This is a genomic window from Rheinheimera texasensis DSM 17496 (assembly GCF_000711985.1).
Taxonomy (GTDB): domain Bacteria; phylum Pseudomonadota; class Gammaproteobacteria; order Enterobacterales; family Alteromonadaceae; genus Pararheinheimera; species Pararheinheimera texasensis.
Genome location: NZ_KL544005.1, coordinates 178,862 through 199,769, shown reverse-complemented (window position 1 = coordinate 199,769; position 20,908 = coordinate 178,862). Strand labels below are relative to the sequence as shown.

Annotated in this window: 21 protein-coding genes and 1 tRNA gene; 21 read left to right on the top strand and 1 reads right to left on the bottom strand. The window is 51.8% G+C overall.

Going from position 1 to position 20,908, the window contains the following annotated elements; translation table 11 throughout:
- The 4 genes from Q399_RS0111570 (at nt 1) to Q399_RS0111555 (ending at nt 3,172) form a co-directional block, all read left to right on the top strand.
- Nucleotides 1-76, top strand: a tRNA-Gly gene (locus tag Q399_RS0111570).
- Between the two features lie 100 nt (nt 77-176).
- On the top strand, nt 177-677 hold the full coding sequence (locus tag Q399_RS0111565) for a DUF4442 domain-containing protein (protein ID WP_031568615.1): 501 nt from the start codon (nt 177-179) through the stop codon (nt 675-677).
- Nucleotides 678-746: 69 nt separating this feature from the next.
- Complete coding sequence (locus Q399_RS0111560; protein ID WP_157836283.1) at nt 747-2,972, top strand: putative bifunctional diguanylate cyclase/phosphodiesterase; 2,226 nt, start codon at nt 747-749, stop codon at nt 2,970-2,972.
- Nucleotides 2,969-3,172, top strand: coding sequence for a DUF1289 domain-containing protein (locus Q399_RS0111555; protein ID WP_031568611.1), 204 nt, complete (start codon nt 2,969-2,971; stop codon nt 3,170-3,172). Before Q399_RS0111560 ends, Q399_RS0111555 begins: the two co-directional genes overlap by 4 nt.
- Here Q399_RS0111555 and queG read toward each other — a convergent pair.
- Nucleotides 3,141-4,283, bottom strand: coding sequence for a tRNA epoxyqueuosine(34) reductase QueG (queG, locus tag Q399_RS0111550; RefSeq protein WP_031568609.1), 1,143 nt, complete (start codon nt 4,281-4,283; stop codon nt 3,141-3,143). The two genes, Q399_RS0111555 and queG, sit on opposite strands and share 32 nt — an antisense overlap.
- 32 nt (nt 4,284-4,315) lie before the next feature.
- Between queG and tsaE the strand changes: the two genes are divergently transcribed.
- The 17 genes from tsaE to rpsR all read left to right on the top strand — a co-directional run bounded on the left by tsaE (nt 4,316) and on the right by rpsR (nt 20,906).
- Nucleotides 4,316-4,879, top strand: a complete 564-nt coding sequence (tsaE, locus tag Q399_RS0111545) for a tRNA (adenosine(37)-N6)-threonylcarbamoyltransferase complex ATPase subunit type 1 TsaE (protein ID WP_422784847.1) — start codon at nt 4,316-4,318, stop codon at nt 4,877-4,879.
- A 1-nt stretch (nt 4,880) separates the two neighbouring features.
- A complete protein-coding gene (locus Q399_RS0111540) occupies nt 4,881-6,359 on the top strand; it encodes an N-acetylmuramoyl-L-alanine amidase (protein ID WP_031568605.1) in 1,479 nt (492 codons plus the stop codon).
- Nucleotides 6,356-8,128 carry a DNA mismatch repair endonuclease MutL gene (mutL, locus tag Q399_RS0111535; protein ID WP_031568603.1) on the top strand — a complete coding sequence of 591 codons (1,773 nt, stop codon included), beginning with the start codon at nt 6,356-6,358 and terminating at the stop codon, nt 8,126-8,128. Before Q399_RS0111540 ends, mutL begins: the two co-directional genes overlap by 4 nt.
- Entirely contained in the window at nt 8,125-9,045 is a 921-nt protein-coding gene (gene miaA / locus Q399_RS0111530; protein WP_031568602.1) for a tRNA (adenosine(37)-N6)-dimethylallyltransferase MiaA, read from the top strand. Before mutL ends, miaA begins: the two co-directional genes overlap by 4 nt.
- Nucleotides 9,046-9,138: 93 nt before the next feature.
- The gene (hfq, locus tag Q399_RS0111525) at nt 9,139-9,396 is read left to right on the top strand and encodes an RNA chaperone Hfq (protein WP_031568600.1); all 258 of its coding nucleotides are present in this window, start codon (nt 9,139-9,141) and stop codon (nt 9,394-9,396) included.
- Nucleotides 9,397-9,411: 15 nt separating this feature from the next.
- Nucleotides 9,412-10,695: a ribosome rescue GTPase HflX gene (hflX, locus tag Q399_RS0111520; RefSeq protein WP_031568597.1), complete on the top strand. Its 1,284-nt coding sequence runs from the start codon at nt 9,412-9,414 to the stop codon at nt 10,693-10,695.
- Nucleotides 10,696-10,744: 49 nt separating this feature from the next.
- Nucleotides 10,745-11,899, top strand: coding sequence for an FtsH protease activity modulator HflK (gene hflK, locus Q399_RS0111515; protein WP_031568595.1), 1,155 nt, complete (start codon nt 10,745-10,747; stop codon nt 11,897-11,899).
- 3 nt (nt 11,900-11,902) lie between these two features.
- On the top strand, nt 11,903-12,781 hold the full coding sequence (hflC, locus tag Q399_RS0111510) for a protease modulator HflC (RefSeq protein ID WP_031568592.1): 879 nt from the start codon (nt 11,903-11,905) through the stop codon (nt 12,779-12,781).
- Between the two features lie 118 nt (nt 12,782-12,899).
- Entirely contained in the window at nt 12,900-14,072 is a 1,173-nt protein-coding gene (locus Q399_RS0111505) for an aminotransferase class V-fold PLP-dependent enzyme (RefSeq protein WP_031568591.1), read from the top strand.
- Nucleotides 14,069-14,257 carry a DUF2065 domain-containing protein gene (locus Q399_RS0111500; RefSeq protein WP_051685925.1) on the top strand — a complete coding sequence of 63 codons (189 nt, stop codon included), beginning with the start codon at nt 14,069-14,071 and terminating at the stop codon, nt 14,255-14,257. The genes Q399_RS0111505 and Q399_RS0111500 overlap by 4 nt, the downstream gene beginning before the upstream one ends.
- Before the next feature lie 146 nt (nt 14,258-14,403).
- Nucleotides 14,404-15,702: an adenylosuccinate synthase gene (locus tag Q399_RS0111495; RefSeq protein WP_031568588.1), complete on the top strand. Its 1,299-nt coding sequence runs from the start codon at nt 14,404-14,406 to the stop codon at nt 15,700-15,702.
- A gap of 150 nt (nt 15,703-15,852) precedes the next feature.
- Nucleotides 15,853-16,491, top strand: a complete 639-nt coding sequence (locus Q399_RS0111490) for a tetratricopeptide repeat protein (protein ID WP_031568586.1) — start codon at nt 15,853-15,855, stop codon at nt 16,489-16,491.
- A gap of 89 nt (nt 16,492-16,580) precedes the next feature.
- A complete protein-coding gene (rnr, locus tag Q399_RS0111485; protein ID WP_031568583.1) occupies nt 16,581-18,953 on the top strand; it encodes a ribonuclease R in 2,373 nt (790 codons plus the stop codon).
- A 127-nt stretch (nt 18,954-19,080) separates the two neighbouring features.
- Nucleotides 19,081-19,821 (top strand): 23S rRNA (guanosine(2251)-2'-O)-methyltransferase RlmB, encoded by a 741-nt coding sequence (gene rlmB / locus Q399_RS0111480; RefSeq protein ID WP_031568581.1) that lies wholly within the window; start codon nt 19,081-19,083, stop codon nt 19,819-19,821.
- Nucleotides 19,822-19,983: 162 nt separating this feature from the next.
- Nucleotides 19,984-20,361, top strand: coding sequence for a 30S ribosomal protein S6 (rpsF, locus tag Q399_RS0111475; protein ID WP_031568578.1), 378 nt, complete (start codon nt 19,984-19,986; stop codon nt 20,359-20,361).
- Between the two features lie 4 nt (nt 20,362-20,365).
- Nucleotides 20,366-20,668 carry a primosomal replication protein N gene (priB, locus tag Q399_RS0111470; protein ID WP_031568575.1) on the top strand — a complete coding sequence of 101 codons (303 nt, stop codon included), beginning with the start codon at nt 20,366-20,368 and terminating at the stop codon, nt 20,666-20,668.
- A 10-nt stretch (nt 20,669-20,678) separates the two neighbouring features.
- Complete coding sequence (gene rpsR / locus Q399_RS0111465; protein ID WP_031568572.1) at nt 20,679-20,906, top strand: 30S ribosomal protein S18; 228 nt, start codon at nt 20,679-20,681, stop codon at nt 20,904-20,906.
- The last annotated feature ends 2 nt before the right edge of the window (nt 20,907-20,908 follow it).

Below are 20,908 nucleotides of genomic sequence, written 5' to 3'. Positions count from 1 at the left end.
GCGGGCATAGCTCAGTTGGTAGAGCGCTACCTTGCCAAGGTCGAGGTCACGAGTTCGAGTCTCGTTGCCCGCTCCAATTCTCCTTTTTCGTGGTCAAATTACTTGTTCACTTCCATACTTGCACACAGCTGGCTGTGCTGTTAGTTTAGCGGCTAAATTCATCAGGTAAGACCAGTATGCCAAGCCTCAATAAACTCAACCGTTTAGTCACGAAAATCAATACTGCGCCGGTTTTTTGCCGCAGCTGGTTATTGACCCTGTTGTTTGGCCGCACAATCAAATTCGCCGGCACTGCCGGCGTGCAGGTCGAAGCGCTTGACCTTCGGCAGGCGAAACTGCGTTTAGCCAACCGGCGTAAAGTACAAAACCATATTGGCTCTGTGCATGCTGCCGCGACAGCGCTGCTGGGTGAGTCGGCCAGCGGTTTTTTGCTGGGCATGCATGTGGCTGACGACAAGATTCCACTGCTTAAATCGATGCAAATCCAGTATCTGAAACGTTCGACCGGTGCGCTGACAGCTGTCGCGCAGCTGGACGACGCGCAAATCTCCCATATTCAGCACAGTGACAAAGGTGAAGTTGTGATCCGGGTGCTGATCAAAGACCAGCTTGGCATTGAGCCTGTTGAAGCTGTATATACCTGGGCCTGGATCCCGAAGGTGCGTAAACCTGCCTGAATGGCGCTGACTGGCGGGTCATCGCAGGAACTGGTAGATTAATCGCAGTGAAGGCCACAGGAACGTCAATTGACCAGCAGAGAACTCAATGCAGGACGTAAACTCACCAGGCCCGGTGTGCAATTGCGCATGTCCTGGTTGGTCAGACATCCGGTGCGGGTTGCAGTTATGGTCGGGGTCATACTGCTGACTTTGCTAGGCATTCTGGTCTGGCAGCAGCAGCAAAAAAATATTGAAGTCGAACGTTATCAGCTGCTACAGCAGGTCAGTCATCATGCCGCCTCACTGGAGGCGACTATCCGCACTGCCGTTGTGGTCAGCGAATCACTGCGTAATGAAATTATCCTGCACCCGCAACAACCGCTCGCTGAGCTGGAAAATCGTGTCGATTTGCTGCTCAAAGACTATCCGTTATTTCGTCATATTGCGCTCGCGCCCGATCTAATCATTCGTTACGTCTATCCCAGAGCTGGTAATGAAGCGGCTTTAGGTGTCAATTACCGGCTTATTCCGGAACAGTACGCCGCGATTGAAAAGGCAATTGCTTTGGGGGGGCCGCTGCTGGCCGGTCCGGTAAAACTGGTGCAGGGCGGCAGTGGCCTGATCTTGCGGGTGCCGGTTTTTGCCGGCGATAAGCAATTATGGGGAGCGATTGCTGCCGTGATCCCACTGGAAAGGTTGTTGCAACAAACGCAGCTGGAACAGTTTCGCGAGCACTATTACCTCGGGTTATCTGGTCGTGATGGCGAGATAAGCAACACTGAGTTATTTTGGGGGGACCCGGTGTTACAGGGTTTGCCCTCGGTCTACGCCAACATCCGTCTGCCCAATGGCCATTGGCGCTTACATGCTTTTCCAAAACAACGGTTACCTCTGATGGCCGGTCTGCCACCGTTGTTCCTGCCAATTGGGCTGCTGCTGACACTGATTCTGACAGTTGGGCTTTATGTGTTATTGCGGTTATCGCAGGAACGGCAGCTGGCACTGCAAACCGTAGCCTGGCAGGCGAGCTTTGATCCTCTGACCGGTCTGGCAAATCGCTCTGTATTGTTGGGACAACTGGAACTGATGCTGAAACAGGCGCGGGCTCAGGGTGGCCAGCTGGCAGTATTAAGTCTGGATCTGGATGAATTTAAGCAAGTGAATGAAAGTCTGGGGCACCCGGTGGGAGACCAGCTGCTGCAATTGGTAGCGGACCGTTTACTGGAGCAGTTAACCGGGCCTGAAATGGTTGCCCGCTCCGGTGGCGACGAGTTTGTGCTGGTGGTGCCGGAGCATGGTAAGCCGGAACTGGTGGAGCAATTTTGTCAGACGTTACTAAATGCTTTCCATGCGCCCTTTATGGTCAATGGCACGCCGTTATCGATTTCGACCAGTATTGGTGTGGCTATTTACCCCAATGATGGCCTGTTGGCGATTGACCTGTTGAAGCATGCTGACCGTGCTATGTATGCCGCCAAACATCTTGGCCGTAACACTTTCCATTTTTATGATGCCGGTATGCAAAAAGAAGCGGACCACTTTGTCCACCTGCACCATGAAATCATCAAAGGCATTGAACAACGCCAGTTCTTTCTGATGTACCAACCGATTTACGATGTGGTAAATCAGCGTTTCAGCAAGGCCGAAGCGCTGGTGCGCTGGCAACATCCGGAGCGTGGGCTGATCCCACCTTTTGACTTTATTCCGGTCGCTGAGCGCACCGGTGCCATCCGGCCACTGGGCGAATGGATTTTGCAGCAAGCCATCGCCGACATGCAGTTGTTCAGCCAAATGGGCCTGCAGCTGCAGATCTCGGTCAATCGCAGCAGCCAGGAATTTAACCAGGCCAAATGCGCCGATGAATGGATAGCGCAGTTAGCAGCTGCAGGGCTGACGCCAGAGCAATTGATTCTGGAAATCACCGAGTCAGTGTTTATGGACAAAGTGTCAGTGCAGCAGGCTAATGTGTTAAGCCTGCATCAGCAAGGTGTACAGCTGGCGATTGATGATTTTGGCACCGGTTATTCAGCCTTGAATTACCTGAGTCGTTATCCGGTTGATTTTATTAAGATTGATAAAAGTTTTATCAATCTGATTGCCGAACAGGACAAAGCGCGGGCTTTAGTTGCAGTGCTGATTAATATGGCAAAAGTGCTGGATGTGCAGGTGGTCGCTGAAGGTGTTGAGTCCGCTGAGCAGTTCCATGTATTGCAGCAGCTCGGTTGTGATTTTATTCAGGGCTATTATTTCTCCCGACCACTGGCGAAAGCTGATTTGATCTCGGTGGTGCAGCAACCGGTCAGGTTTCGATGATTGATAATCCTTGTGTGCGCAATTGTTGTCTGGACCAATCCGACATTTGCCTCGGTTGTGGCCGCCATGTCGATGAAATTACCGGCTGGCATCAGGCGACTGACCTGGAAAAACAGCAGATTTTGCAAAAGGCTGCAGAGCGATTGCAGCAACCTGCCGGACAGGGGCTTACGCGTCCCTCGGTAAACCTACCTGAATAATCCGCACCAGCCGTTGTTGTGCGCGGCTCAGTTCTGCTGCAGCCGCCGTGGCTTTCTGCCGCTGTAGCGCTAACGCCCAGTCAACATGACGCTGCACCATGGCATCGCCGCTGAATTTCTCCAGACATTCGATCACTGCCGCCGCATATGGTGCATTGCCAAGCGCCACGGCGATATTGCGTTGCCAGCGCTGATAACCAATGCGGCGGATAGCTGACCCTTCTGTCAGGTGCAGAAACTCCGCTTCGCTCCAACTAAATAAATCGACTAATGACTGATTTCGCCACTGTGGCCGCCGGGCGAAATCAGCTTCCTGGGTTAGCGGCGCAATGCGGTTGACCGGACACACCAGCTGGCAGTCATCGCAGCCATAGATGCGATTGCCAAGCAAAGGCCGCAGGTCTTCCGGGATATCGTCTTTGAGTTCAATCGTCAGATAGCTGATACAACGCCGCGCATCGACGACATAAGGCGCAACAATAGCGCCGGTTGGGCAACTGGTTATACAGGCAACGCAGTTGCCGCAGTCTTGGGTGACCGGTTGGTCAGTTGGCAATGGGATATTGACCAACAGCTCACCGAGAAAAAACCAGGAACCGGCGTCGGCGCTCAACAACAGGCTGTGTTTGCCAATCCAGCCAAGACCCGCTTTCGCGGCAAGCGGCCGTTCCAGTACAGGCGCTGAGTCGACAAAAGGCCGAAACCCTAACCCCGTCACCTGCGTACTGATGCGCTCGCCCAATTGTTTTAAACGTTGACGTAGTACTTTGTGATAGTCGCGGCCGAGCGCGTATCTGCTGATGTAGGCTTGCGTCGGATCGGCGAGGTTCGTGGCAAAACCGGCAGCGGCGGGTAAATAATCCATCCGTACTGAAATGACCCGCAAAGTGCCAGGCAGCAGTTCGGCCGGGCGGGCGCGCAGCAAGCCGTGGCTTGCCATATAATCCATGCTGCCGTGGTAACCGGCATCTAACCACTGCTGCAAGCGGGCTTCTTCCGGCTGTAAATCCGTATCTGTAATACCGCAGGCACTAAAGCCAAGCTCTTTGGCCCAGTCTTTGATCTGTATGGCCAAGGCGGTCCAGTCGGGTGTCTGCGGCGTTGAAGTCATCAGGTGAAAGCAATCAATTTGCGGATAAAACTATGGTATCACAGAGTCACAGCATGCCGCGCGGTAGTGCAGCGCCGCTGATTTTGGTAGCATACCGCAGTATTAAAATTTTTCAGGCCAAAATGCCGATGTCCGGACTGTCATATCAGATTGAACTTCGTGATGAAGCTGCCACCCGTCAAATCGCCGGCCAACTGGCCCAAGGCTGTCGTGACGGCGGTGTCTTGTATCTGCACGGTGACCTTGGTGCCGGTAAAACCACTTTTAGCCGGTATTTGTTGCAGTCGCTTGGCCATCAGGGCAATGTAAAAAGCCCGACGTATACCCTGGTGGAAAGTTATCAGCTGGCCGAGCTGCAGGTTTTTCACTTTGATTTGTACCGTTTACATGACCCCGAAGAGCTCGAATTTATGGGGATCCGCGATTATTTTGCCGCACAGCATCTGTGTCTGGTGGAATGGCCTGAACGGGGCCAACCGTTGCTACCGGTGCCGGATTTAGATTTGCAACTAAAAATAACCAGCGCGCAAGCACGTCAGCTGCACATCCATGCACTGACGGCGCGAGGCGCAGCGATGTTGGAACTGATTGTCTGATATGAATTTTTCCCGGATGTTCGGGTTGGGCCTTTGCCTGACTTTCTTCAGTGTTGCCGTACTGGCAGCAAATAAAATCGACAGCGTGCGGATCTGGCCGTCGCCGGACAGCACCCGGGTTGTTTTCGACATGCAGCAAAAACCGGTGTTTCGTTTATTGCCCAAGCAAGGCGCGTTGGTCACGCTGGAAATTGACGGCATTAGTGAGCCGAAGCTTGGCAAAATGTCTGGTGAATCAGAATTAGTTAAATCCATCCGCGTGCAAAAAGTCAGCGGCAAAGCCTCGGTGCGGGTGTTACTGGATTTGAGCCGTGAATCCACGGAAAAGGCTTTTGCGCTGCCCCCGTCCGACCGCTATGGCCATCGCCTGGTGCTGGACATCACCGACGTGCAGGCTGAAAAAGCTTTTGTCGCACCGCCACCGGCCAGAAAAAGCAGCAGTGGCGGCGGGCGTGACATCATCATCGCTATTGATGCCGGCCACGGTGGCCACGATCCGGGGGCTGTTGGTCCTAAGGGCACCTACGAAAAACACATCACAATGTCGGTTGCGGAAAAGCTCGCAGCCTTAATCAACAAAGAACCCGGCTTTAAAGCGGTGCAAACCCGCACCGGGGACTATTATATCTATCCGAGTAAAAGACCGGACGTTGCACGCAGTAAGCAAGCTGATTTGTTAGTGTCAATTCATGCCGATGCGGCCGAGAATCGCAAAGCCAGTGGCGCTTCGGTCTGGGTGTTGTCGCTGAAACGGGCTACCACCGAGGTAGGCCGGATGATGGAACAGACAGAGCAACATTCAGAGTTGCTCGGAGGCGTGGCGGAAGTCATCAAAGATTCCGCCAACGAACGTTATCTGGCTCAAACCGTGCTGGATTTGTCGATGAATCATTCGATGACCACCGGCTTTGATGTTGCTGCCGGTGTATTACGTGAACTGGGGCACGTCACTAAACTGCACAAAAAAGAGCCACAGGCAGCCAGCCTTGGCGTGCTGAAAGCGCCGGATATCCCTTCAATTCTGGTCGAAACGGGTTATATCTCTAACCACAATGAAGAACAAAAACTAAAAACCGCTTCTCATCAGCAAAAACTGGCGGCCGCGATTTTCCGCGCCCTGAAAAAACATTTTCATAATTCGCCACCGGCTGACAGTGCGATAGCACAGCGGCGCGGCAAGTCCGATCTACAGCTGCCGGACCAGCGGTCAGTGCCGGTGCGTAGCAACACGGCGGGCACACCGACTGTGACCGGAACACCTGCATCGGCTGGTTCTGCGCCTGTGCGCGTCGCCGGGCCCGTGCTGCCGTCGGGGAGTCAGGGCAGCGGCCGGATCATCGTCCACAAAGTGAAATCCGGTGAATCCCTGTCAATGCTGGCGCGTAAATATGGCGTGCCGATGTCACAGCTGCGTCAGCTCAATCAGTTAAAGTCTGACAATATCCGCATCGGTCAGAATTTAAAGGTGCCGCAACGATGACAATCCAGCTGCTGCCGCCGCAACTGGCTAATCAAATCGCCGCCGGTGAAGTGGTGGAGCGGCCGGCGTCTGTGATTAAAGAGCTGGTAGAAAATAGTCTTGATGCCGGCGCCACTGAGATCCAAATTGATGTGGAAAAAGGTGGCAGTAAGCTGCTGCGGGTGCGCGACAACGGTTCTGGCATCGCCAAAGACCAACTGACACTGGCGCTGAGCCGGCATGCTACCTCAAAAATTCATGATTTTGCTGATTTGGCCAAAATCGTCAGCCTGGGGTTTCGCGGTGAAGCGCTGGCCAGTATCAGCTCAGTCTCGCGTCTGACCCTGACGTCTCGCCCGGCAAAGCAGGAATCGGCCTGGCAGGCCATGGCGGAAGGGCGCGATATGGCGGTGCAAATAAAACCAGCCGCACACCCGGTGGGTACCAGCATCGAAGTGCTGGACCTGTTTTTTAATACCCCTGCGCGCCGGCGTTTTCTCAAATCTGATAAAACTGAATTCAGTCATATTGATGAGCTGGTGAAACGACTGGCACTCAGTCGTTATGATGTCAGCTGGACTTTGACCCACAATGGCCAGCTCGTTCGGCAACTCAAAGCGGTGACAGACGACGCCGGAAAACAAAAAAGGCTGGCTCAGTTGTGCGGGCGCAGTTTTGCCCAGAGCGCCTGTTATGTTGAAAGTCAGTATGAACAGATGCGCTTATCGGGTTGGGTGTTGCCGGCTGCCTGTTGCACCGCACAACTACAGGTGCAGTATTGTTACGTGAACGGCCGGATGATGCGCGACAAACTGCTCAATCACGCCATTCGTCAGGCTTATGCCGACGCGCTGGCGCCGGAAGCGTTGCCGGCTTTTGTGCTGTATCTGGATCTAGAGCCAGAGCAGGTCGATGTCAACGTACATCCGGCTAAACATGAAGTGCGGTTTCACCAGGCCCGGCTGGTTCACGATTTTGTATACAGTGCGCTGACGAATGTGTTGTCGCAAGTCGAAGCTGCAGAATTCCCGCTGATTGCTGATCCAACACCGGACGCAGAGACAACGCAGGCACATTCTGCTCCAGCCTATTATGCTGCTTCGGGAATCCGTTCGCACCAGCCATCGCCGGCGCAATTCCGCTCAAGTGCTGTTCCTGCTGGCCAGGTCGCTATGCCTGGCAGTTATCAACCTGCCGGCCAACGTAGCGGAATACAGCATTGGCCTGCGTCGGTGCAGGAAATTCCGCCGGTGGTGCCGGTGCAGGCAGAATCTGAAACGCAGCAGGCGCCAACCGGTAGTTTATTGCTTAGTTCAACCGAATTATTGCTGACGCATCAGCAGCAGGTGTATTTACTCGATATTCCGGCCAGCATTAGCGGGCTGTTGAGTCAGCAACTCGTACCCTCGGTTGCCTTGTTATTACCGGAGCGGCTGCGGTTGGAACCGGCTGAAATCAGTCTGCTGACGGCGCATGCCAGCCCTTTATCGCAGATGGGCTTTGATTTGGTGCTCAGTAATCAGCTGATGATTATCCGGGCGGTGCCGCAGCTGCTGCAGGGCGTGCCGCTTGCAACTGTGTTGCCACTGTGGTGGTCGCAATGGCAGGAGCCTTTGGCTTTGCCGCAGCTTTGGCGTCAATTACTGCAACTGGTGCTGCAGCGACAATGGCTGGCCGCGACAACCTTGTTGCAATATCAGGCGGCTTTATTTCAGCAGCCAGAATTGTGGCACGCTGTCCCAATCGATTTATCAATGAGCCGACAACAACTGCAGGAGCAAGTGCAATGACCAGCCCGGTTGTCTTTCTGATGGGGCCCACGGCGTCCGGTAAAACCGCGTTGGCGCTGGCGCTTGCCGAACACCGCCCGGTAGAAATCATTAGTGTAGACAGTGCGTTAGTTTATCGCGGCATGGATATTGGTACCGCTAAACCAAATGCTGCAGAACTGGCAGCAGTACCACATCATCTGATTGATATTCTGGATCCGGTGCAGGCCTATTCGGCTGCGGATTTTCGCAGCGACGCACTGCGTCTTATCGCTGAAATTCAGCAACGAGGAGCACTACCTTTATTGGTTGGCGGGACCATGTTGTATTTTAAGGCGTTACTGGAAGGCATTTCGCCGTTACCCGAAGCAGATCCGCAAGTGCGGGCACAGATTGAAGCCGAAGCTGCGGTGTTGGGCTGGGATGGGTTACATCAACAGCTGGCTGTCATTGATCCGGTGTCTGCAGCCCGTATTCATCCAAACGACCCACAGCGCATCAACCGCGCGCTGGAAGTGCATCGGCTGACCGGCCGCAGTATGACTGAACTGACCGAAGAAAAAGGGGAACCTTTTCCATATCCGGTCTGTCAATTTGCCATCGCACCGACTGAGCGGGCCGAATTGCATCGGCGGATCGCGTTGCGATTTGAGCAGATGTTAGCGCAGGGGTTTGAGCAGGAAGTGCGGCTTTTAAAACAAAGATCTGATCTGCATCCGGATTTACCATCTATACGTTGCGTGGGCTACCGCCAGATGTGGGACTATCTGGACGGGCTAGTGCCTTATGACGAGATGGTGTATCGTGGCATTGCCGCAACGAGGCAACTGGCAAAGCGCCAGTTGACCTGGCTTCGCAGCTGGCAGAATTTGCACTGGTTAAATGCAGATTTAACTCAGCAAGAAAACTTGCAAGCTGTTTTATCTTCGCTACGCTAAATTAGTGAAGAAAAAAATCGTTATTTAACGACTTGAAAATAATATAATAATCCACATATCAAGAATCAGAACAAAGAAAAAGGAAAGCGGCAAATGGCAAAGGGCCAATCTTTACAAGACCCATTTTTAAATACTTTACGGCGGGAGCGTATTCCTGTTTCCATTTACCTTGTAAATGGTATCAAGCTGCAGGGCCAAATTGAGTCTTTTGACCAGTTTGTCATTCTGCTGAAAAATACTGTGAGCCAGATGGTCTATAAACACGCGATCTCTACAGTAGTGCCGGCACGGGCTGTCAATACCATGGCTGCACATGGCAGTGGCGCTGGCGACGACGAACTGGAAGAGTAATCGGGGCATTATTGCTTGTTTGACCATCATCAGCCGGCTGAACAAGCGATCCTTGTCCACATCACCTTTCCGCAGGAACATGCGCGGGAAGATTTGGATGAACTGCAGATGCTGGTTGCGTCTGCAGGTGTTGTTGCAGCTGCTGTTATCACAGGCCCGCGTCAGACCGCTGATGCGCGTTTGTTTGTTGGCAGTGGCAAAGCGCAGGAAATCGCCGCTGCAGTACAGCAGTACGCTGCAGATGTGATTATCTTCAACCACACGCTTTCCCCCGCGCAAACCAGGAATCTGGAGCGACTTTGCCAGTGCAAAGTCATAGATCGCACCACCCTGATCCTTGATATCTTTGCCCAGCGCGCCCGCAGTTTTGAAGGTAAGTTGCAGGTTGAACTGGCGCAGCTGAAACATCTCGCTTCCCGTTTAATTCGCGGCTTTGATAATGAGCGGCAAAAAGGCGGTATTGGCCTGCGTGGTCCGGGTGAAACTGCGCTGGAAACTGATCGCCGCCTGCTGCGTGACCGTATTAGCATGCTGATGCAACGCCTTGAAAAAGTCAGTAAACAACGCGAAACGTGCCGCAAAGCGAGGCAGCGGGCTGAAGTGCCTGTGGTGTCGCTGGTTGGTTATACCAATGCCGGAAAATCGACTCTGTTTAACCAGCTGACTCAGTCTGACGTTTATGCGGCTGATCAGTTGTTTGCTACCTTAGACCCAACACTGCGTCAAATCCGCTTTCCGGATTTTGGGGCGTTAATTTTTGCTGACACCGTTGGTTTTATCCGGCATCTGCCACATGATCTGGTAGCGGCTTTTAAGTCGACTTTGCAGGAAACGCGTGAGGCTGATTTACAGTTGCACGTGATTGATATCTCGGACGCTCGGGTAGAGGACAATATCGCTCAGGTTCAGCACGTACTGCATGAGATTGAAGCAGACGAACTGCCGCAATTAAAAGTGTTTAACAAAATTGACCGGACCGAGCAGCAGGCCCGCATAGAATATGACGAATATGGTGTACCGCAGGCGGTTTATATTTCTGCGCAAGCTGGAGTTGGGCTGGAGTTGTTGCGTCAGGCTATAGTCACGAGACTGTCCGACCGTTTTGTCGCGATGCAAGTACAACTGCCGCCCGATGCATTGAACTGGCGGGCAAAACTGCATGAAGCCGGGTGTGTGCGACAAGAACATTTTGATGAGCAGGGCAATTGCCTGCTGCAGATCCAGCTGTCAGTCGCGCTGTGGGAGCGGCTGAACAAGCAGAGTCAGACATTGTTACAAAGCTGTGTCCTGACTGGATAAGATTTTGATATAGTAACTTTTAACCTTCTGAAGCAACACGGAGTAACGTATGGCTTGGAACGAGCCGGGTAACAACGGCAAGAATAATGACCCCTGGAATCAGGGCGGACGTAATCAGGGCCCTCCTGATATGGATGAAGTATTCCGCAATCTGAGTAAAAAACTCGGTGGCATCTTTGGTGGTGGTTCCGGCGGCACCAGCGCAGGCAACAACGGTGGCAGTTCTGCATTGGTAACGCTGATCCTCATTTTGGCCTTATTAGGCTGGCTAGCCAGCGGTATATACACAATCAAAGAATCAGAGCGTGGTGTTGTGCTTCGTCTGGGCCAGTACCACGGTGAAGTTAATCCGGGTATTAACTGGAAGCCAACTTTCATCGATCAGGTATTGCCGGTGGATGTTTCCAGCGTTGAAACGCTGAAAACCGATGGTTTTATGCTGACACAGGACCAAAACCTGGTGCGCGTGACCTTTGAAGTGCAATACCGGATTGAAGATCCGCGTGCTTACAAATTCGCGGTTACAGATCCGGACAGCAGCCTGATGCAGGCAACGGATGCGGCGCTGCGTTATGTAGTTGGTCATTCTTTAATGGATGACGTCCTGACCAAAGGCCGTGAGCTGATCCGCCAGAATACGCGGGTTGAGCTCGAGAATATCATCAAGCCATACAACCTGGGGCTGCAGATCGTCGACGTGAACTTCCGTGATGCGCGTCCGCCGGAAGAAGTCAAAGCGGCCTTTGATGATGCTATAGCCGCACAGGAAGACGAACAACGTTTTATCCGTGAAGCTGAAGCTTATGCCCGCGAAATTGAGCCAAGAGCCAGTGGTCAGGTCTACCGGATGGAGCAGGAAGCCAAAGCTTACAAGCAACAAACCTTGTTAAAAGCACAGGGTGAAGTCGCCCGCTTCCAAAAATTACTGCCTGAATATCTTGCAGCGCCTGAAGTAACCCGCAAACGTCTTTATATTGAAACGATGGAACAGGTTTATGCCAACACGTCGAAAGTGCTGGTGGATGTTAAAAACGGCAACAATATGATGTATATCCCACTGGATAAAATGATTAATCAGTCAAATTCGGGTGCTGTGACGCAACCGCAGTCTGCTGAGCCACGTTTACAGCTGCCGGAAAGCCGGCCTGTTGATACGCGATCTGCGACGCCCAGATCTGATAGTGGCCGGACAGGGAGGGGCTAAGCCATGAAAAATTTCCTGTTAGGTCTTATTGCTGTTGGTGTTTTTGTCGCAACTTCTTCTGTGTTTGTAGTGCAGGAAGGCGAGCGGGGCATCGTGTTCCAGTTCAGCAAAATTCAGCGGACTGCTGACGGTGCGATTCAAGTGTTTGAACCAGGTTTGCACTTTAAATTACCACTGGTTGAAACGGTTCGAAAACTTGATGCCAAAGTGCAGACACTGGACGATCCGGCCGATCGCTTTGTCACTTCCGAGAAAAAAGACTTATTGGTCGACAGCTACGTGAAGTGGAAAATCAAAGACTTTGGTAAATATTACCTGGCGACCGGCGGTCGTACCGAACGCGCGGAAAACCTGTTAAAACAGTATATTAACAACGGCTTGCGCACAGAGTTTGGTACCAGAACTATCCAACAAATCGTTTCCGGCGAACGCTCTGAGCTGATGGTGAAAGCCATGGCGCAAGCGTCAAAAGGCTCTGACGAACTCGGGATTGAAATTGTTGATGTGCGGGTGAAGAAAATTAACCTGCCGGATGAAATCAGCAATAACATTTTCCAGCGCATGCGTGCTGAACGCACTGCAGTGGCTAAAGAACACCGCGCCCGCGGTATGGAAAAGGCCGAAGTACTGCGTTCTGACGTCGATGCTAAAGTCACCATCATGTTGGCGGATGCTGAGCGTAATGCCCGTACCACAAAAGGTGAAGGCGACGCTGAAGCGGCGAAAACTTACGCCGATGCTTACAGCAAAAATGCAGAGTTTTTCAGCTTTGTCAGAAGTATGGAAGCCTACCGTAACAGCTTCCAGAACAAATCAGACGTGATGATTGTTCAGCCTGATAATGAGTTCTTTAAGCATATGCAATCAATGTCAGGAAACTGAGTTGATTGCCGGAAAAGGCCCGCTTGCGGGCCTTTTTTTTAGCTTAAACACCTTGTATTGAAAGAAAGTTTGCCACATCGATTCAAGTTCGAACGGCAAAAAACCGTTGGAGTGATGAATGAGTTATAAAAAATATTATCAACGCTTTATTCAGGCCCATCCACAGACGCAGCATTATGCCTGCCACTCGCATCATTATTGGCCCGACGTGACCCGTGACGCGATGTTACAGTATTGGGACGACACGGCACGGCTGGTTGACGACAAGTGGGACATGATGTTTGGTCAGAAAGTCCCGAAGGTACAACGTCTGATTGCGGATATTTTACAAGTCCGGCAGGCAGATCAGCTGGTGTTTGCACCCAATACGCACGAGTTATTGTTTCGCCTGCTCAGCTGTTTTGACTGGTCGGCCGGTTTGAAGGTATTGACGACCGACAGTGAATTTCACTCCTTTACCCGACAAATTAATCGTTTAGCGGAAGACAACCGTGTGCAGGTTGTTAAAGTGCCAACTGAACCTTTTGCCACTTTTGAGCAGCGTTTTGTTGCGGCAGCAGCAGAGTTACAGCCAGATCTGGTGTTCTTTAGTCAGGTCTTTTTTAACTCAGGCATGGTCGTGACTGAGCTGGATAGTCTGGTCGGTCAGTTAGAACAATGTTGCCGGGCGACTGTTGCTGTCGATGGTTATCATGGTTTTATGGCCCTGCCGACAGATTTATCAGCCTTAGATGGCCGGATTTTTTATTTGGCCGGCTCTTACAAGTATGCGCAAGGTGGGGAAGGGTGTTGTTTTATGTTGGTTCCAGCACAAAACAAATTCCGACCGCTCTACACCGGCTGGTTTGCCGAATTTGGCGCTTTGGCTGGCGTAAAAAGTCAGCAGGTGGGGTATGCCACCGACGGGTACCAGTTCGCCGGTGCGACGATGGACCTGACTGCTCTATACCGTTTGCAGGCTGTACTGGAGCTGTTTGTCGCGGATGGAGTTACTATTGCCGCTATCCATCAACACGTCCAGCAGTTACAACAAGTTTTTTTAGCGAAATTAGATCAGTTACAGCATGCCTGGCTGAACCGACAACAATTGATAGTCAATGATCTGGCCTGTCATGGACATTTCCTGACATTTCGTGGCCCCGATGTCAAAGCTGTCGCTGAAATGTCAGCTTTGCTGAAACAACATCAGATTGAAACTGATTACCGCGGCGATCGTCTGCGCTTTGGTTTTGCTATGTACCATGACGCTGCTGATATTAATTTGCATTGCTTGAGTAAGGTGTCGCCATGATGCCGGATTGGATTTGGCCTGCTTTCGCCATGCTGTTGATCGTTGAGGGTATAGGACCTTTATTGTTCCCAAATCGCTGGCAGGCGTATTTACGTAAACTCGCGACTGAACCTGCACAGAACTTACGTCAGCTTGGTCTTGTACTGGTGTTGGCCGGCAGTTGCTGGCTCTGGTGGTTAACTTAGTCGTAGAAATCCAGACGTCTCAATGAGAATTTCATGTGAAATCAACCAGCTGAAATATTCGCTGGTTTTTTTTTGCCCTTGCGGCTGAACTTTGACTTTGAATTTGCTAGAATCCCCGCCTAATTTTTTTCCATGATGCAGGAACCATGGCCAAGAACGTTGTTGTGCTCGGCACCCAATGGGGTGACGAAGGAAAAGGTAAAATCGTCGATTTATTAACCGACAAGGCGAGTTTCGTAGTTCGTTACCAAGGCGGCCACAATGCTGGTCATACCTTAGTCATCGACGGCGAAAAAACTGTACTGCACCTGATCCCGTCAGGCATTTTACGTGACAACGTAAAATGTGTGATTGGCAACGGCGTGGTGTTATCTCCGGAAGCGTTGCTTAAAGAGATGACCATGCTGGAACAGCGCGGTGTGCCGGTGCGCGAGCGCCTGGTATTATCTGAAGCCTGTCCGCTGATTCTGCCATTCCATGTCGCTTTAGACGTTGCCCGTGAGCAGGCGCGTGGCGACAAGAAAATCGGCACTACCGGCCGCGGTATCGGCCCTGCATACGAAGATAAAGTAGCCCGTCGTAGTCTGCGCGTTGGCGACCTGTTCAATAAAGAACTGTTCGCTGAGAAATTAAAAGCGCTGATGGAACTTCATAACTTCACACTGACCCAATATTACAAAGTTGACGCTGTTGATTATCAGACAACATTAGACAACGCATTGGCTTTAGCTGATATGCTGAAGTCGATGGTTGTGGATGTGACTGACCTGCTGGATAAAGCGCGCAAAGCCGGCAAAGAAATCATGTTCGAAGGTGCTCAGGGCACCCTGCTTGACATCGACCACGGTACTTACCCTTATGTGACTTCATCGAATACTACAGCTGGTGGCGTTGCCACAGGTGCTGGTTTCGGTCCTTGTTACCTGGATTATGTGCTGGGCATCGTCAAAGCCTATACCACCCGCGTCGGTTCTGGTCCATTCCCGACGGAACTGGATTGTGAAGTCGGTGAACACTTAGGTGTGAAAGGCCACGAATTTGGCGCTACCACAGGCCGTAAACGTCGTTGTGGCTGGTTCGATGCAGTCGCAGTGCGCCGCGCCGTGCAACTGAACAGTATCTCTGGTTTCTGCCTGACGAAACTGGACGTACTTGATGGTCTGACAGAAGTGAAAATTTGTGTCGGCTATCGCCAGCCAGATGGTTCAGTGTCAACAGTGCCACCAATGGCGGCAGAAGGATACGAGCTGGTCACGCCTGTGTATGAAACCATGCCAGGCTGGACTGAATCGACCTTTGGTGTGCAATCACTGGAAGGCTTACCACAAGCCGCACGTAACTATATCAAACGTCTGGAAGAAGTCACCGAAGTGCCAATCGACATCGTGTCGACAGGCCCGGATCGGGTTCAAACCATCGTCTTACGCCATCCGTACGAGGCGTAATCAGAAAAAACGCTGCTCCGGCAGCGTTTTTTTATGCCCAGAGATTGTACCTACAGAACAGGATTTTTCAATCAGGCATAAATTTTGTATTCTTTTTAACTAAGTTGCTATGCAAGTGTGTAGCGTCATTATTCTGACCCGGTGGCTGCTGTGAAAAAGTTTGTTTGGTCTTGCTCCGTAATCATTTTGTCCTGTGCTGTGCTTATCAGGCCAACTCAAGCTCAGGAAGCGCTTACCGAACTAGGCGTTGTTCAACTGTATACACAAGACGAACTGCTTGAGATGATCCGCTCCAACACGCACTTAAAGCGGGTGCAGGCAGATGACTGTCAGCTGGTGAAGGATATCGAAGCCCGGGCGGATATTATGAAACTGCCGGCCTACCAGTTTTTGTTCGGCGACATGCTGGCGTTTGGCGTTTGTGTGCCCAAAAATGCCGAACGTGGCTGGGACTTGATGCTGGCCTCGGCTTTACAAGGCTTGCCGGAAGGGCTGGAGCAAGTTGGCCGTTATTATCAGCAAGGTAAGCTGGTGCAAAAAGATCTGACTAAAGCGCAGCATTATTTGTATGAAGCCGGCGCTATGGGCAATATCAATGCTCAGGTGCGGCTGGCCGAATTGTTTCTGGCTAATCAGGGCAGCCCGGCTGATTATGAAACGGTGTATCGTTGGTTACATCATGCAGTGACCGCCGACAAAGATCTGCATGCCCGCATCGAAAAAGCGCTTAAAGGCCTCGCTAGCCGCATGCCGGAAGCAGTGCTGACACGGGCGAAAAAGCCGCTTTGATGACAGTTTGCTGAAGTTTTCCACAGTAACCGTGAAAATTCGCGGTCAGACTGTTAAACTGAGCACAGTTATTCAAAGTAAGAGTCTCCATGACGATCAAAGATCCGCATCTTGCGCGTGAGCAGGAAAAATACGAAAACCCTATCCCCAGCCGGGAATTTATCCTCGAACACATCAAACAACGGCAACAACCTGCCTATTTCGACGAACTAGCGGCAGAACTTCACCTGACCGACGAAGATGCATTATTCGCCCTGAAGAAACGGCTGCGCGCGATGGAGCGTGACGGCCAGTTGTTATTCACCAAAACCAAACGTTATGGTCTGGTCGACGACCTGGATCTGGTCAAAGGCACAGTACTCGGCCATCGTGAGGGATTTGGTTTCCTCAAGCTGGAACAAGGCGGGCCAGACTGGTATATCCCCAATTTTGAAATGCAGCGCTTGTTACCGGGCGATGTAGTGCTGGCTAGTGCCGGTGAGATTAAAGGTAAAGACAAGGTCGAAGCGCGGATTGTCCGGGTGCTGGAACCACGCAAAGAGCCAATAGTCGGCCGCTATTTTAAAGATTTTGCCCTTGCAGTGGTGGTGCCGGAAGATCCGCGCATTGCGCAGGATATTGTCATCCCGGTCGGTGATGAAAATGGCGCCCGCCATGGCCAGATAGTGCTGGCTGAAGTCACAGCGCGGCCGTCAAAACGCGTCAATGCAGTCGGCAAGGTGGTCGAAGTGCTGGGCGAACACATGGCGCCAGGCATGGAAATCGAAGTCGCTATTCGTAACCATAACATTCCACATACATTTTCACCGGCGGTTGAGCAGCAAGTCAGCCAATTTGGCGCTGAAGTTCCTGCATCAGCTAAAGCCGGCCGGGTCGATCTGACCGACATTGGTCTTATCACCATTGATGGAGAAGATGCTCGTGACTTCGACGACGCGGTGTATTGTGAGCGTAAAGACGACGGCGGCTGGCACCTGCTGGTTGCTATCGCGGATGTGACGGCATATGTGCAGCCGGACACACCGCTGGACCGTGAAGCACTGGACCGCGGCAACTCTGTGTATTTCCCGGACCACGTGGTGCCGATGTTGCCGGAAGCCTTGTCCAATGGCTTATGTTCACTAAACCCACATGTAGACCGGCTGTGTTTTGTCGCTGATATGCACGTCAGCGCGCAGGGGAAATTAGGCAGCTATCGCTTTTATGAAGCCGTGATGCATTCCAAAGCCCGTCTGACTTATAACAAAGTGCATGCAATTCTGCAGGGCGACCCGGAGTTGCGGCAGCAATATGCTGAAAATCTGACCAATATCGACAATTTGTATTCGCTGTTCAGACAAATGGCAAAAGTTCGGGCAGAGCGCGGCGCCATTGAGTTTGAAACGGTGGAAACCCGGTTCATTTTTAACAGCCATCGGAAGATTGAGCAGATAGTACCAATCCACCGCAACGAAGCACATAAAATCATTGAAGAATGTATGATTTTGGCCAACGTGGCTGCAGCGAAGTTGGTAGAAAAAAATGAAGCGGCGGCACTGTATAGGGTGCACGAACAGCCGGATGGCGACCGTTTTGCCAACTTTAAACGCTTTTTGCTGGAGCTCGGCATCACGGCGGATTTACCGGTTGAACCCACACCGTTGGAACTTACGCAATTATTGGCGAAAATTGGCGACCGACCCGATAAAGAACTGATTGAAACGACGCTCTTACGGTCTTTGAAGCAAGCTGTGTATCAGCCGGATAATCAGGGCCATTTTGGTCTGGCACTGGAAGCTTACGCCCATTTCACATCGCCGATCCGCCGTTATCCGGACTTGCTGTTGCACCGCGCTATCAAAGCCGTACTGCAGAAACAGGGTGAGGCGGTGACAGGCGCTCGTGGTTACAGCCACGAACAAATGGTGCCGCTGGGTGAACAATGTTCGATGACTGAACGCCGCGCTGATGATGCCACCCGCGAAGTCTCTGACTGGCTGAAATGTGAGTATATGCAGGATCACTTAGGATCAACCTTTCAGGGCGTGGTGGCAACCGTTACCAGCTTTGGTTTGTTTGTCCGGCTGGTGGACTTGTATATCGAAGGTCTGGTGCATGTGACTTCACTGCCAAATGATTACTATCACTTTGATACTGAACGGCAAATTTTGCTCGGTGAGCACAGTAAACAAAGTTATCGCATGGGTGATTTGCTGGAAGTCAAAGTGCTGGCGGTTAATCTCGAAGCGCGCAAAATTGATTTGGGTGTGGTCACCACTTTGCAAAGTGGCAAGGGCGCACCGAAAAAGTTGCCGCCGAGCAATGAAGGCAAAAAGCAAAAAGGCCATTCAGGTAAAAAAGGCCGTGCTGTAGCAGACCCGACGCAAAGACCTGGCAAAACCAAAGCCGGGCGCAGCGGCATCAAATCTGCTGCAAAAGGGGATGCCGCAGGAGCGAAAAAAGCTCCTCGCCGTCGTAAGTAAACAGTCACAAAGAACGGCAGGCTGAATTTAAAGGCGATTTTTGCTACACTGCCGTTCATTCCACTGACCAGTATTGGTCAACGACCACAACAGGCGCTTATGCGCCTGTTGCACTTTGAGATCTCATATGAGCACAGATTTTATTTTTGGCCTGCACTCGGTCAGCGCTTTCCTGGAACGTAATCCACAAGATGTCCTGGAATTGTTTGTATTAAAAGACCGCGACGACCAGCGCATGACGCCACTTATCCAGCAAGCGCGTAAGCTTGGGATCTCAGTACAGTTTTGTCAGCGAAAAACGCTGGATGAGAAAGTCGAAGGCGCCCAGCATCAGGGCGTGGTTGCCAAAGCCCGTTTGTCTGATGCCGGTGATGAGCATGATCTGAAGCGCATTCTGGACACTGAGGCGCAGCCGTTTTTGTTAATTCTGGATGGCATTACCGATCCACATAACCTTGGCGCCATTTTGCGCAGTGCCGATGCTGCCGGCGTGCATGCGGTGATAGCACCAAAAGACCGTGCAGCAAAACTTACCGCAGTTGTGCGTAAAGTAGCCTGTGGTGCAGCAGAAGCGGTGCCATTTATTGCCGTGACCAATCTCGCCCGCACAATTCGTGAGTTAAAAGATGCCGGTGTTTGGGTGCTCGGTGCTGCCGGTGAGACCGAAACAACGATTTATCAGGCCAGCCTGAAAGGCCCGTTAGCGCTTGCGATGGGGGCGGAGGGTGACGGTTTACGCCGTCTGACCAAAGAGCTGTGTGACGGGCTGGTCAAAATTCCAATGTTTGGTGCGGTATCAAGCTTAAACGTGTCGGTCGCGACCGGCATTTGCTTATACGAAGCCGTGCGACAGCGCACCAGCAGCTAAAACGGCTAGTTGGCCGGCTGATTTGTACCAAAGCTGATTAACTGCTTGTATTTCGGCCGATCGATCCGTAGAATACGCGACCTTCGACCCACATCCATGTTCCTTGCCTCTATGCGAGTCTGGTCGAGCTCACCCGAGGCTAATTAACCGTAAGGAGCTACCATGCGTCATTACGAAATCGTGTTTATGGTTCACCCTGATCAGAGTGAACAAGTTCCAGGTATGATCGAACGTTACACTGGTGCTATCAAAGAAGCTGGCGGTTCAATCCACCGTCTGGAAGACTGGGGCCGCCGTCAACTGGCTTACCCAATCGAAAAACTGCACAAAGCCCACTATGTTCTGCTGAACGTAGAAGCGCCACAAGCAGTGATCGATGAACTGGAAACTAACTTCCGCTACAACGATGCTGTGCTGCGTAATCTGATCATGCGCACTAACGGTGCTGTCACTGAGCCATCACCAATGGCCAAAGTACGTGAAGAACGTCGTGACCGTGCTCCACGTGATGCTGAAGAGCAAGTAGCAAACGACGAGTAATCTGATGGACAACTGTCTGGTCCTTACTGGCGTCGTATGCCGTCAGCCTGACCGGAACGAGAGTCCTGCTGGTATTCCGCATATGTACTTCGTGCTTGAGCACAAGTCGATGCAACTGGAAGCCGGCTACAACAGAGCCAGTTACCTGCGCATTCATGTGGTGGTGACCGGCGAGTTGAGCAGACAAAGTCACAATTTGATGCAGGGTAGTGTGGTCAGGGTGCAAGGCTTTTTAAACCGGCATCAGACCCGGAGCGGTCAGGCAAAGCTTGTGCTCCATGCCCAACAGATTGAAATTTTAAGTTAGGAGAAAGTTCATGGCCCGTTATTTCCGTCGCCGTAAATTCTGCCGTTTCTCTGCCGAAGGCGTGCAAGAGATCGACTACAAAGATACCGCTACTTTAAAAAATTATGTCACTGAAAGTGGCAAAATTGTTCCTAGCCGTATCACTGGTACCAGCGCTAAGTATCAGCGCCAATTAGCTCGTGCAATCAAACGCGCCCGCTACCTGGCTCTGCTGCCATACAGCGATTCACACGCATAAGC